The 14,934-nt window shown below is 74.9% G+C and carries 2 protein-coding genes; both read left to right on the top strand.

Features of this window, described 5'->3' with window-relative positions; genetic code table 11:
- Positions 1-167: 167 nt before the first annotated feature.
- The gene (locus tag ACFQ79_RS37325; protein ID WP_383591961.1) at positions 168-14,567 is read left to right on the top strand and encodes an amino acid adenylation domain-containing protein; all 14,400 of its coding nucleotides are present in this window, start codon (positions 168-170) and stop codon (positions 14,565-14,567) included.
- Positions 14,564-14,773, top strand: a complete 210-nt coding sequence (locus ACFQ79_RS37320; RefSeq protein WP_383591958.1) for an MbtH family protein — start codon at positions 14,564-14,566, stop codon at positions 14,771-14,773. Before ACFQ79_RS37325 ends, ACFQ79_RS37320 begins: the two co-directional genes overlap by 4 nt.
- Positions 14,774-14,934 lie beyond the last annotated feature (161 nt).

Raw genomic sequence — 14,934 nt, 5'->3', positions numbered from 1 at the left:
TACGCGCCTGGTTTTCACGTGCCGCACCCCCGCTGCCGCTCCCCCGGCTCACGGCCCACCGGCCGCCCGCCGACCCGACCGCCGGCGTGGCGTAACACTCGCCACGCCGTCGGCGCTTGTGCCGTCACCGTCTGCCACGCACCTCCAGGGAAAGGCCACTTCGTACGATGTTTGACGTCGAGCCGTCGGACCGGAACACCCTCTCCGGCCTCCCCGTCACCGGCGGGCAATCCGGCATCTGGCTGGCCCAGCAGATCGAACCGGACAGCTCCGCCTACAACATCGTCTTCGCGCTGCACCTCCGCGGCGCCACCGACCTCGACCGCCTGACCGCCGCCGTCCGCCAGGCCGTCGAAGAGGCCGAGTGCCTGCACGTACGGGTCACTCCCGGAGACGACGGGCCGCGCCAGACGCCCCGGACCCGCACCGTCCCCGTCGACGTCACCGTCGTGGACCTGCGCGAGGCCGCCGACCCCGACGAGGCCGCCGCCGCGTGGGTGGCCGCCGACCGCGACCGGCCCGTCAACCTCGCGCTCGACCCGCTCTTCGCCCACGCCCTGCTGCGGCTCGCCGACGACCGCGTCCTGTGGTGCCAGCGCTACCACCACATCGTGATGGACGGGATGGGCGTCGCGCTCGTCACCCGGCGGGCCGGCGAGCTCTACACCGAGGGGGACGAGGCGGCCGGGCCCCGCGACTGGTCGGTCTCCCGGCTCGTCGCCGCCGACCGCGCGTACCGCGCCTCCGACCGGCACGCCGCCGACCGCGCCTGGTGGCTGGAACGGATGTCCGGCCGCACCGAGCCCGTACGGCTCGTCGACCGCGCCGCCACCCCCATGACCCGACGCCTGCGGCGGACCGCCGAGCTGTCCCCCGGGACCGTCGAGCGCCTCGACGCCGCCGCCCGGACCGCGGGCGTACGCCCCTCCCGGATCCTGCTCGCGGCCGTCGCCGCCCATCTGCACCGCGCCGGCGGCGAACAGGACCTCGTCCTCGGCCTGCCGGTCGCCGCCCGCGACGACGAGGTCTCCGCGACCGTCCCCGGCATGGTGTCCAACATCGTCCCGCTGCGCCTCGCCGTCCACCCCGGCACGACCGGCGCCGCCCTCGTCGCCCAGGTGCGCGAGACCGTGGCCGACGCCGTCACCCACGGGCGCTACCGCGCCGAGGACCTGGCCAGGGAACTCGGCCTCGTCGACGGCGTACCGGAGCTCGTCGGCCCGACCGTCAACATCCTGCCCCGCTCCGAGGACCTCCGCTTCGCCGGCCACCGGGCCGAACTCCGCCCGGAATGGCTCGGCCCGGTCAGCGACCTGGCGTTCAGCTTCGCCGAGGGCACGGACGGCCGCGGATACACCCTCCACCTCGACGTGGACGCCGACGTCTGCGACGCCGCCACCCTCGCCGACCACGAGCGCCGCTTCCTCGCCCTCCTCGACGCCTTCACCGCCGACCTGGACCGCCCCGTCGGCCGCATCGAACTCACCACCCGGGCCGAACGAGCCCGCCTCCTCGACGAGTTCGGCGTCGCACCCCGCGAGGTCCCGGAGCTCTCCTGGCCCGCCGCGTTCGAAGAGCAGGTCCGCCGGAGCCCCGAGGCCGTCGCACTCGTCTGCGAGGACCGGGAGCTCACGTACGCCGCGCTCGACGACGCCGCCGACCGGCTCGCCCGGCTCCTCCGCTCCCGGGGCGTCGGCGCCGAGGACGTGGTGGGCGTGGCCCTGCCCCGCTCACCGGAGCTCGTGGTGGCCCTGCTCGCCGTCATGAAGGCCGGCGCCGCCTATCTGCCGCTGGACGCGGACCACCCCCAGGACCGCATCGCCTACATGCTCTCCGACGCCGGTGCGCGCACCGTCGTCACCGTGCGCGACCTCGCCGGCGACCTCCCGGAGACGGCGGGCGTCACCCGTCTGCTGCTCGACGACCCGGACACCGAGGCGGCCTTGGCCGCCGCGACGGAGCCCGACCCGGCACCGGCGGTCGCCCTCGACCAGGCCGCGTACGTCATCTACACCTCCGGCTCCACCGGCCGCCCCAAGGGCGTCGTCGTCTCGCACGACGGCGTCGGCAGCCTCATCGCCACCGCCACCGACCGGATCGGTATCACCGCCGGGAGCCGGGTCGTCCAGTTCGCCTCCGTCGGCTTCGACGTGACGGTCTGGGACCTGATCATGTCGCTGTGCGTCGGCGGCCGGATCATCGTCGTCCCCGCCGAGCGCCGTGTCGCGGGCCCCGCGCTCACCGAGTACATCGCCCGCCACCGCGCCACCCACATGATCCTGCCGCCCTCGCTGGTCTCCGCGCTCCCGCCCGAGTGCGAACTCCCGCAGGGCGCCGTCCTGGTCGTCGGCACCGAGGCGGTCCCCAGCGAGCTCATCGCCCGCTGGGGCGGCCGGCTCCGGGTCGTCGTCGCGTACGGACTCACCGAGGCCACCGTCAACTCCACGCTCTGGCTCGCCGACCCCGACCGCCCGGGCCCCGCGCCGATCGGCCGGCCGGACCCCAACACGCGCGCGTACGTCCTCGACACGGCGCTCCGGCCCGTCCCCGTCGGCGCGGAGGGCGAGCTGTACGTCTCCGGGCGCGGCCTCGCCCGCGGCTACCTGGGCCGCCACGGGCTGACGTCGGAGCGGTTCGTCGCCGATCCGTACGGACCTCCCGGCACCCGCATGTACCGCACGGGCGACCGGGTCCGCTGGGGCGCCGACGGCAACCTGGAGTTCCTCGGCCGCGCCGACGGCCAGATCAAGATCCGCGGCCACCGCGTGGAGCCCGGTGAGATCGAGAGCGCCTTCATGGCCTGCGAGGGCATCGCCCAGGCGGCCGTCCTGGCCCGCGAGGACCACCGCGGAGTGAAGCGGCTGGTCGCGTACCTGGTCCCGGAGGCAGCGGCGGACGAGCGCGGCGAGGCGGCCGTGACCGCCGCACGCGCCCGCGTGACCGACGCCCTGCCCGACTACATGGTGCCGACCGCCGTCGTCGTCCTCGACGTCCCGCTGCCGCTGACCCCCAACGGCAAGCTCGACGCCAAGGCCCTGCCCGAGCCCCGCTGGACCTCGCTGACCGGCACCGACACCCCGAGCACCCCCGCGGAGGCCGCGCTTGCCGCGCTGTTCGCCGATCTCCTCGGCCTGCCGGCGGTCGGCGTCCACGACAGCTTCTTCGAACTCGGCGGCGACAGCATCGTCGCCATCCAGCTGGTGAACCGCGCCCGGGAGGCCGGGCTCGCGATCACCCCGCGCGACGTGTTCCGCAGCCGGACCGTGGCCGCCCTCGCCCGCACGGCGGGCGAGACCGGCGCCGCACCGGCCCGGCCACGGGTGGAGCTCGACCCGGACGCGCTGCCCGTCTCCCCGCTCCAGGAAGGTTTCTTCTTCCACGCGGAGTTCGACCACCAGGCCGCCGACCTCTACTTCGTCCAGGAAGTCCTCGACCTCGCCGGGCCCGTCGACCCCGACCGGCTCCGCCGCGCGCTCCAGCTGCTCCTCGACCGGCACCCGCTGCTGCGGGCCTCGTTCCGGCAGCTCCCCGGCGGCGAGGTCGTCCAGCGCCTCGCCGACCACGTGACCCTCCCGTGGCGCGAGGCCGACACCGCCGGGACCGGCCTCGACGACATCCTCCGCGCCGACCGCGCCGAACGGTTCGCCCTCGACCGGCCGCCGCTCCTGCGCGCCACCCTCGTCAAGGACGGCCGGCGCCGGCGGCTCCTCCTGACCCTCCACCACATCGTCGCCGACGGCTGGTCGGTCTCCGTCCTCCTGCGGGAACTGACCGACGCCTACCGGGGCGCCGAACTGCCCGATCCCACGGCCCCGGAGCCGTACCTCTCCTGGCTCGCCGGCCGCGACCGCGACGCCGCACGCGAGGCCTGGCGCCAGGCACTCGCCGGCCTCGACGGACCGACACGGCTCCCCGCGCTCACCGCCCCGGGAGACGAGGCCGAAGGTCCCGCCCGCCCCGAGCACGTCGACACGCGTCTGCCCCAGGACCTCACCGAAGCGCTGACCACGTACGCCAGGACCCGCGGGCTCACCCTGAGCAGCGTCTTCCACGGCGTGTGGGGGCTGCTGCTCGGCGCCCTCACCGGCGGCCGGGACGTCGTCTTCGGCACCACGGTCTCCGGGCGGACCACCGAGGTCGCGGGCCTGGACTCCGCCGTCGGCCTGTTCATCAACACCGTCCCCGCCCGGGTGACCCTCCGCCCCGAGGAGACCCTGACCGAGCTGCTCCACCGCGTCCAGGACGAGCACGCGGGCCTCCTCGACCACCAGCACCTCGGGCTCGCCGACATCCAGCGGATCGCGGGCGGCGGCGAACTCTTCGACACCCTCGTGGTGTTCGAGAATTACCCTGGCGGCGAAGGAGACCAGGACGCCGGCGAGCCGCTCGTCACCGGCGCCGAGGTGTTCGACGCCGTGCACTACCCGCTCGCCCTCGTCGTCGAGCCCGCCGCCGACGGCCTGCTGCTGCGGTTCAAGCACCACGCCGCCCGGCTCGACCAGGTGGCCGTGGCCGTCCTCGCCAACCGGTTCACCGCCCTGCTGCGGACCGTGGCGGCCGATCCCGACCGGCTCGTCGCCCGGACCGACCTGCTGTCCGGCCGCGAGCGCGCGCACCTCACCGAGCTCAACGCCACCGCCCACCCCGTCCCCGAAGCGACGCTCACCTCGCTCATCGCCGACCGGGCCGCCCGTACCCCGGACGCCCCGGCCGTCGTCTTCGACGACACCACCCTCAGCTACGCCGAACTCGACCGGCGGGCCGAGGCCCTGGCCCGGCGGCTCAGGGAGCGCGGCGCGGGCCCCGAGCGGTACGTCGCCGTCGCCGTCCCGCGCTCGGCCGAGCTGATGGTCGCGCTGCTCGGCGTCCTCAAGGCGGGCGCCGCCTATCTGCCCGTCGATCTCGACTACCCCGCCGACCGGGTGGCGTTCATGCTCGCCGACTCGGGCACGCGGCTCGTCGTGACCACGGAGGAGGCCGCCGGGCGCCTGCCCGCCGTACCGGACCTCGCGCACGTCGTCATCGGCGCGGCGCCCCCGGCGGAGGAGCCCCACGCCCCCGAGTCCCACGCCTCCGAGTCCCACGCCCCCGAGGACGCCGAGCCCGGACGGGCCGCCGGACCCGACCACCCCGCCTACCTCATCTACACCTCCGGCTCCACCGGTCGCCCCAAGGGCGTCGCCGTCACCCACCGCGCCATCGTCAACCGGATCGCCTGGATGCAGGGCGCGTACGGGCTCACCGCCGACGACCGGGTCCTCCAGAAGACCCCGTCCAGCTTCGACGTGTCGGTGTGGGAGTTCTTCTGGGCCCTGACCGAGGGCGCGACCGTCGTCCTCGCCCGCCCTGACGGCCACCGCGACCCGGAGTACCTCGCCCGCCTCATCGCCGAACGGTCCGTCACCACCACGCACTTCGTCCCCTCGATGCTGGCCGCCTTCGTCCAGGTCATGGAGGCGACCCCGGACGCTCCCGACTGGGCGGCGAGCCTGCGCCGGGTGTTCTGCAGCGGCGAGGCCCTCACCGGAGCCGACGCCCGCCGCTGGTGGGAGCTGACCTCACGCGCCGGGCGCACGCCCGTACCGCTGCACAATCTGTACGGCCCCACCGAGGCGGCCGTCGACGTCACCTTCTTCCCCTACGAGGGAGCCACCGACCCGGCCGTTCCGATCGGCCGGCCCGTCTGGAACACCCGGCTCCACGTCCTGGACCCGTTCCTGCGCCCGGTGCCCGACGGTGTGCCCGGCGAGCTCTACCTCGCCGGCGTCCAGCTGGCCCGCGCCTACCACGACCGCCCCGGCCTCACCGCCGAACGGTTCGTCGCCGACCCGTTCGGGGCGCCGGGGGAGCGGATGTACCGCACCGGCGACCTGGTGCGCCGCCGCGCCGACGGCGCCGTCGAGTACCTCGGCCGCACCGACCGCCAGGTCAAGATCCGCGGCAACCGCGTCGAGCTCGGCGAGATCGAGACCGCCCTGGCCGCGCTGACCGGCGTGGCCCGCGCGGCCGTGATCGTCCGCGACGGCGCCCTCGTCGGCTACGCCGTCGCCGCCCCCGGCGCCACTCCCGCCTCCGAGGCCCTGCACGCGGCCCTCACCGAGGCGCTGCCCGCCGCGATGGTGCCGAGCGCCGTCGTCGTCCTCGCCGAACTCCCGCTGACGCCCAGCGGCAAGCTCGACCAGAACGCCCTGCCCGCACCCGAGATCGCGCCCCGCGCCGCCGGCCGCGCGCCGCGCGACGACCGCGAGCGCGCCCTGTGCCGGATCTTCGACGAGGTCCTCGGCGTCCCCGGAACCGGCGTCGACGACGACTTCTTCATGCTCGGCGGCGACAGCCTCAGCTCCATCGCCGTCGCCACGCGGGCGCGTGAACGGGGCCTGACCCTCAGCCCCCGCGACGTGTTCGAGCACCGCACCCCTGCCGCGCTCGCCGCGGCCGCCGCCGCCCACGGGGACGCCGAGGCGCCCCCCGCCACCGACTCCACCGAGGTACCCGTGCACTCCGACGGCGTGACCGTCTCCGCCTCCGACGCCGGGCAGGCAGCCGCCGCCCTCCAGGCCGTCCTCGCCCTCCAGCAGCAGTCCGGCGCCGCCGTCGACCCCGCACTGCGGGCCCTCCTCGACCAGCTGACCGCCGCCGCGCCGGCCCCCGACCCGGAACCCCCGGCCCCCGTGCCGCTCGCCGGACCCGAGCTCACCCCGGAGGAGACCGCCCGCGTCCACGCCGCCGCCGGGCTGCCCGTCGCGGACATCTGGCCGCTCTCCCCGCTCCAGGAGGGCATGTACTTCCACGCCACCTTCGACGCGGGCGACGCGCTCGACGTCTACCAGTCCCAGGAGACCCTGGACCTCGACGACCGGATCGACGCCGACCGGCTGCGCGCCGCCTGCCGCACCCTCCTCGACCGCAACACCGGCCTCCGCGCCGGATTCACCAGCGACGGCCTGCCCGGCCCCGTCCAGTTCATCGTGGACGGCGCCGAGATCCCGCTCGTCGAGGCCGACCTCTCCGGACTGCCCGCCGACGAACAGCGGACCCGGACCGAGGAACTCCTCGCCGCCGACCGCAGGCAGCGCTTCGACCTCTCCGCCGCGCCCCTGTGCCGACTGCTCCTCATCCGCCTCGGCGACGGCCGCGACAAGCTCGTCGTCACCCACCACCTCATCCTCTGGGACGGCTGGTCCGCCTGGCTGTTCCTGGAGGAGCTGTTCACGCTGTACGAGCGGGCCGGCGACCCCACGGGCCTCCCGCTGCCCGGCTCGTACCGCGACCACCTGGCGTGGCTGGACGCCCAGGACACCTCGGTCGCCCTCGACGCCTGGCGCGGGGCCCTGGCCGGCTTCGACGAGCCGACCCTGCTCGCCCCGTCCGGGCGCGACACCGGCCCCGTCATCCCGGTGGACTTCGACGCCCTCCTCACCCAGGAGGCCGGCGACCGGCTCCGTACCGTGGCCCGCCGGCACGGACTCACCCTGAACACCGTCCTCAACGCGGCCTGGGCCCTGGTGCTCTCGGCCATGACGGGCCGCACCGACGTCGCCTTCGGCACGGCCGTCGCCGGACGCCCGGCGGAGGTCCCCGACGTCGCCGGCATCATCGGCATGTTCCTCAACACGATCCCCGCCCGGATCGCCTTCACCCCCGACGAGCCCCTGCTCGACCTGCTGCGCCGCATGCAGTCCGAGCGCGCCGCCGTCATGCCGTACGAGTACGTGGGCCTGGGCACCCTCCAGCAGGAGTCCGGCCACCGCCGCCTCTTCGACACCCTCTTCGTGCTCCGCTCGGCCGACGGCGAGGACCGCGCCGCGGCCCTCCGCGAACGCCACGGCATCACCGGTGTGTCGAACGTGGACGGCACCCACTTCCCGCTCACCCTGATCGTCACCCCGGGCGCCCGTCTGAAGGTCACCCTGGCCGCCCGGCCCGACCTCTTCGACGCCGACGCCGCCGGCACGATCCTCGCCCGGTTCACCACGGTCCTCGACCGCCTCGGCGAGGCCCTCGCCGGCCCCGCCGCCGCGTCCGCGCGCACCGCGGGCGTGGACCTGCTGCTCCCGGAGGAGAGCACCGCGCTGCGCACCGCCCGGGAGTCGGGCCGCGAGCCGGTGCCGGACGAGACCGTCGCCGACATGCTCACCGCCCAGGTCGCCCGGACCCCCGACGTGGTCGCGCTGGTCTTCGGCGAGCGCGCCCTCACGTACGCCGAACTCGACGCGCAGGTCAACCGGCTCGCCCGGCTGCTGCTCGCCCGGGGCGCCGGGCCCGAGAAGGTCGTGGCGCTCGCGCTGCCCCGGTCCATCGAGATGGTCGCCGCGCTGTTCGCCGTCCTGCGGACCGGCGCCGCGTACCTGCCGCTCGACCTCGACCACCCCGCCGACCGGCTGCGGCTGATGGCCGAGGACACCGGGCCGCTCTGCCTGCTGTCCACCGCCGCCGTCGCTCCGACGCTGCGCCGCGAGGACGGCCCCGTCGCCCTCGAAGTCCTCCTCGACGACGAGGCCGTGCTCGCCGAACTCGCCGCGCTGTCCGGGGACGGGATCACCGACGCCGAGCGCCCCGCGTTCGCCCACGGTGTCCCCGACCGGCTGGAGTTCCCGGCGTACGTCATCTACACCTCCGGCTCCACCGGCCGCCCCAAGGGCGTCGTCACCCCCTACCGGGGCCTGACGAACATGCAGCTCAACCATCAGAAGGAGATCTTCGACCCGGCCATCGCCTCCGCAGGCGGCCGGCGCCTGCGCATCGCCCACACCGTGTCCTTCGCCTTCGACATGTCGTGGGAGGAACTGCTCTGGCTCGTCGAGGGCCACGAGGTGCACGTCTGCGACGAGGAACTCCGCCGCGACGCCGAAGCACTGGTCGCCTACTGCGACGAGCACCGCGTCGACGTCGTCAACGTGACGCCCACCTACGCCCAGCTCCTCATCGAGGAGGGCCTCCTCGACCAGGACGAGGCCGCGGGCAAGCACCGGCCGGCGCTCGTCCTGCTCGGCGGCGAGGCCGTCTCCGACACCGTGTGGACGCAGCTGCGCCGCACCGAGGGCACGTACGGCTACAACCTCTACGGCCCCACCGAGTACACGATCAACACCCTCGGCGGCTCCACCACCGAGAGCGCCACCCCGACGGTCGGCCGGCCCATCCGCAACACCCGCGCCCATGTCCTCGACACGATGCTGCGGCCCGTCCCGCCGGGCTGCCCCGGCGAGCTGTACATCGCCGGCACCGGCCTCGCCCGCGGCTACCACGACCGGGCCGTCCTGAACGCCGAGCGGTTCGTGGCCGACCCCTTCGGGGAGCCCGGCGAGCGCATGTACCGCACGGGCGACCTCGTCCGGCAGCGCCCCGACGGACTGCTCGACTTCCTCGGCCGCACCGACGACCAGGTCAAGATCCGCGGCTACCGCATCGAACTCGGCGAGATCTCCACGGCCCTGTCCGCCCACCCCGAGGTCGCCCACGCGGCCGTCGTCGTCCACGAGACGGCCGGAACGAAGCGGCTCGTCGGCTACTTCGTACGGGAGGACGGCACGGCCGAACGGGCGGACGGCACGGCCGCGACGGAGGACAGCACGGTCGTACGCGAGGACACCACCCCCGGCGGCGAGGACGCCGACGACCTCGTCCAGCGGCTCCGCGAGCACCTCAAGGCCCGCCTCCCCGACTACATGGTCCCGTCGGCCCTGGTCCCCGTCGCCACCCTGCCGCTGACCGTCAACGGCAAGCTCGACGTCAAGGCCCTGCCCGCCCCCGACCTCACCGGCACCGGCCGGAGCCGCGCCCCGCGCACCCCGCAGGAGGAGACCCTGTGCGGGCTCTTCGCGGAGGTCCTCGGCCTGGCCGAGGGCAGCGTCGGCATCGACAGCGACTTCTTCGACCTCGGCGGACACTCGCTCCTCGCCACCCGGCTCGTCAGCCGGGCCCGTACCGCCCTCGACGCGGAGCTGGCGATCCGCGACCTGTTCGAGGCGCCGACCGTCGCCGAACTCGTCGAGCGGGCCGCCGCCTCGCGCGGCGCCGCCCGCCCGGCGCTCGTCGCGTCCGAGCGCCCCGACGAACTGCCCCTGTCGCACGCCCAGCAGCGCCTGTGGGTCATCCAGCAGATCGAGTGCACCTCCGCCGCGTACAACTTCCCCCTGGTCATGCGGCTGCGCGGCACCTTCGACCGCGCGGCGTGGAGCGCCGCCCTCACCGATGTGACCGACCGCCACGAGGCCCTGCGGACGCTCTTCGCCGAGCGCGAGAGCGACGGCCAGGCGTACCAGCGGATCCTGCCCGCCGGTACGGCGGTCCCGGTCGTGGAACATCTGCGCGCCGGCGAGGACGAGGTGCCCGGCATCGTGGACGCCGCCGTGCGGCGGCCGTTCGACCTCGCGTCCGAGCTGCCGATCCGTGCCACGGTCGTCGAGGTGGCGCCCGACGACCACGTCGTCGTCCTGCTGCTCCACCACATCACCACCGACGAGTGGTCCGACCGCCCCTTCCTGCGGGACCTGACCACCGCCTACACCGCCCGCCTCGCGGCCGCCGCCCCCGACTGGGAGCCGCTGCCCGTCCAGTACGCCGACTACGCCCTCTGGCAGCACCGGCTCCTGGGCGACCCGGCCGACGCCGACAGCCTCGTCGCCCGGCAGCTGGAGCACTGGCACACGGCCCTGGCCGGCGCCCCCGAGGAACTGGAACTCCCCACCGACCGGCCGCGGCCCGCCCGCCCGGCCTTCACCGGCGCCGAACTCGACATCACCTTCGACCGCACCGTCCACGAGGGCCTGCGGCGACTCGCCCGCGACACCGGCGCCAGCATGTTCATGGTCGCGCACGCGGCCGTGGCGGCCCTGCTCCACCGGCTCGGCGCCGGCACCGACATCCCGCTCGGCGCACCCATCGCCGGCCGCGGCGACGAGGCCCTGGACGAGCTCGTCGGCTTCTTCGTCAACACCCTGGTGCTCCGCACCGACCTCGGCGGAGACCCGACCTTCACCGAACTCCTCGGCCGGGTCCGGGAGACCGACCTCGCCGCGTTCTCCCACGCCGACGTGCCCTTCGAGTCGGTCGTGGAGAAGCTCAACCCGACCCGCTCCCTCTCCAGGAACCCGCTGTTCCAGGTGATGGTGGGCTACCACGCCCGTACGGACGAGGCCCTGCGGCTGCCGGGACTCGAGGCCGGCTACCTGCCGCACCGCATCGGCACCGCCAAGTTCGACCTCGTGTTCAGCTTCACCGAGCACACCTCGGCCGACGGCGCTGCCGACTCCCTCGGCTGCCGCCTGGAGTTCGCCACCGAACTCTTCGACCAGGAGACCGCCGAGCGCATCGGCGACCGCCTCGGCAGGCTGGTCGCGGCCCTGGTCACGGCCCCCGACCGGCCGCTGTCCGAGGCCGGGATCCTCACCGACGAGGAGCACCGCCTCGTCCTCGAAGGCTTCAACGGGCTGCCCCGCGAGGTCGACGAGGAGACCCTGCAGGCGCTCTTCGCCCGCCGGGTGGCCGAGCGCCCCGACGCCGTCGCCGTCGTCGAGCGCTCCCGTTCGGTGACGTACGCCCAGCTCGACGCGCGCGCCAACCGGCTCGCGCGGCTGCTCGCCGCCCGCGGTGTCGGCGCCGAGAGCGTCGTCGGCGTGGCCGTCCCGCGCTCGGTCGACATGATCGCCACGGTCGTCGCCGCCCTGAAGCTCGGGGCCGCGTTCCTGCCGCTGGACCTCGTCCACCCCGGCGACCGCCTCAGCTACATGATCGAGAACTCCGGGGCCGCCGTCGTGGTCGGCACCGAGCCCGTCGCCGGGAAGATCCCCGACGTCGCCGGCGTCCCGGTCCTGCTGCTCGACGCCCCGGACGTCGCCGCCGAGCTCGACGCCCTGCCCGCCACCCGGCCGGCGGGCGGACCGGCAGGCCTCGACCAGGCCGCGTACGTCATCTACACCTCCGGCTCCACCGGCCGCCCCAAGGGCGTCGTCGTCCCGCACGAGGGCATCGCCAGCCTGGTCGCCACGGCGGTCGACCGGATGGGCCTCGCCCACGACAGCCGGGTCCTCCAGTTCGCCTCCATCGGCTTCGACGTCTTCGCGTTCGAACTGGCCATGGCCCTCTGCCACGGCGGACGGCTCGTCCTCATCACCGACGAGGCCCGGGTCGCCGGCCCCGCCCTCACCGACTTCCTCGAAGACCAGCGGATCACCCACATGATCCTGCCGCCCTCGCTGGTGTCGGCCCTGCCGCCCGGCTGCCGGCTGCCCGAGGGGTCGACCGTCCTGGTCGGCACCGAGACCGTGCCGCCGGACGTCTTCGAACGCTTCGGCGCCACCGCGAACCTGATCTGCGCGTACGGGCTCACCGAGGCGACCGTCAACTCCACCCTGTGGCCCGCCCGCGAGCACGGCGGCCGCGCCGGCGGCCGGGTGCCCATCGGACGCCCGGACCCCAACACCCGCTGCTACGTCCTCGACGAGCACCTCCGGCCGGTCCCGCCGGGAGTGATCGGCGAGCTGTACGTGGCCGGGCGCGGCCTCGCCCGGGGCTACCTCGGGCAGGCCGGGCTCAGCTCGGAACGCTTCGTCGCCGACCCGTACGGCGCCCCCGGCAGCCGCATGTACCGCACCGGAGACCGGGCCCGCTGGCGCGCCGACGGCAACCTCGACTTCCTCGGCCGGGTCGACACCCAGGTGAAGATCCGAGGCTTCCGCATCGAGCTGGGCGAGATCGAGGCCGCACTCGCCGGGCATCCGTCGGTCGCCCAGGCCGCCGTCCTGCCCGACCGCGACGGCGACATCGTCCGCCTCGTCGGCTACGCCGTGCCCGAGCCCGGCGCGGACCTCGCGCTCGACCCGCAGGAGCTCCGCGCCCACGTCGCCGCGGTCCTGCCCGAGTACATGGTCCCCGCCCTCGTCGTTCCGCTCGACGGCCCGCTGCCGCTCACCCCGAACGGCAAGCTGGACCACAAGGCGCTGCCCGCGCCGGACTGGTCGGCGATGACCGGTGACGCCGCTCCCGCGACCGAGACGCAGGCGCGGATCGCGGAGCTGTTCTGCGAGATCCTCAAGCTGGACGCCGTCGGCGTGCACGACAGCTTCTTCGCCCTCGGCGGCCACTCCATGGCCTCCATGCGCCTCCTCGGCCGCATCCGCGCCGAGTTCGGCGTCGAACTGAGCATCCGCGACGTCTTCGACGCCCTCACCGTCGCCGGGATCGCCGGCAAGCTGGAGGGCGCGGGCGCGGCACGTCCCGCCCTGCGCCCCGCCGAGCCCGGCGCCGCCGACGGCACGGAGCCGCCGGTCGCGCCCGTACAGCGCTGGCAGTGGCAGGCGTACCGGCGCGACCCCGGCTTCGACCACGCACTCGTCCTGCGCTCGCCCGGCGGCCTCGACGCCGACGCGCTCGCCGCGGCGCTCGCCGACGTGACCGCCCGCCACGAACCGCTCCGCACCGCCTTCACCGACCGCGACGGAACCCTGGTCCGCCGGGCCGTCGAGGCGCCGGAGCCCGCCGTGGAGCAGTGCACGGACCTCGACGCGCGGCTCGCCGAACTGGCGTCCGCCGCACCGGACCTGGAGCGCGAGGCCCCGCTGCGGGCCCGGCTCCTCACCGGCGCCGACGGCGCCCAGGCGGTGCTGCTCACCCTGCACTACCTGGCTGTCGACGAGTGGTCGGTGGTCCCGCTCTTCCGCGACCTCACCACCGCGTACGGAGCCCGGACCGCCGGGCGGGCGCCCGACTGGGAGCCGCTGCCCGTGAGTTACGGCGACTACGCCCGCTGGGCCCGCGAGGTCCTCGGAGACCTGGACGACCCCGACAGCCGGGGCGGCCGCCAACTGGCCTACTGGCGGCGGACGCTCGCCGGCGCACCGCGCGATCTCGCCCTGCCGACGGAGGCCCGGCCCCCCGTCCCCGCGCGGCGGGGGAGCCGAGCCGCCGGAATCGTCGAGTTCACGCTCGACGAGCGGCTGCACGCGGACGTGGACCGGCTCGCGCAGGCCACCGGCACCAGCATGTTCATGGTGCTGCACGCGGCTCTCGCCGCCCTGCTCACCAGCCACGGGGCGGGCACCGACCTGCCCATCGGCACGATGGTCGCCGGGCGCGGCGACGACCAGCTCGCCGACCTCGTCGGCTGCTTCTTCAACACGGTCGTGCTGCGCACCGACACGGCCGGCGACCCCTCCTTCGCGGAGCTCCTGACCCGCGTACGGGAGACCACGCTGAGCGCCCTCGACCGGCAGGACGTGCCCTTCGACGAGGTCGTCCGCGCCGCGGGCCTGCGACCGGAGGGCCCGCAGGTGATGGTGATCCACCACGAGCAGGCCGACCTGGAGCGCCTCCAGGGCGGTGTCGGCGACCTGGTCGCCGTGCCGACCGGATCCACCCGCGCGGAGCTGACCCTCAGCTTCTACGAGCCCCGCGGCGAAGGCCCCGTGCACTGCGGCCTGATCCACGCGACGGAGCGGCTCGGGGCGGAGAAGGCGCGGCGACTCGCCGAGGAACTCCAGACCCTGCTGCGCACCGTGACGGACGACTCCGAACAGCCCCTGTCCCAGCTGTTCGGTGTGACACACAAGAGGAGTGAGAACGCATGAGCACCAACCCGTTCGAGGACCCGCAGGGCCGCTTCCTGGTTCTGGTCAACGACGAGAACCAGCACTCGCTGTGGCCCTCCTTCGCCGAGGTCCCCGCCGGGTGGCGGACCGTCTTCGGCGAGGACACCCGCGAGGGGTGCCTGGCCTACGTGGAGGCCCACTGGACGGATCTGCGCCCGTCGAGCCTCATCGCCCTCCAGGACTGACCGGACGCCACCGGCCCCGGCACCGACCGCCGCCCGCGGGGGAGTTCCCCTCGCGGGCGGCGGTGTGCGTGGGGGGTGAAGGAACAGCACGAGGGAACAGCACGAGGGAACGGCACGAGGGAACAGCACGAGGTAACAGCGCGAAGGGGGCGGTACGACTC

The sequence above is a fragment of the Streptomyces sp. NPDC056480 genome, from assembly GCF_042795405.1.
In the GTDB taxonomy this organism is placed as follows: domain Bacteria; phylum Actinomycetota; class Actinomycetes; order Streptomycetales; family Streptomycetaceae; genus Streptomyces.
Note: the sequence above shows the minus strand (reverse complement) of the source record. Positions and strands in the feature narration are given on the sequence as shown.

What these genes read in the sequence shown, in the direction of transcription:
- ACFQ79_RS37325 (WP_383591961.1), top strand. Translation starts at nt 168, where the DNA reads ATGTTTGACGTCGAGCCGTCGGACCGGAACACCCTCTCCGGCCTCCCC.
- ACFQ79_RS37320 (WP_383591958.1), top strand. Translation starts at nt 14,564, where the DNA reads ATGAGCACCAACCCGTTCGAGGACCCGCAGGGCCGCTTCCTGGTTCTG.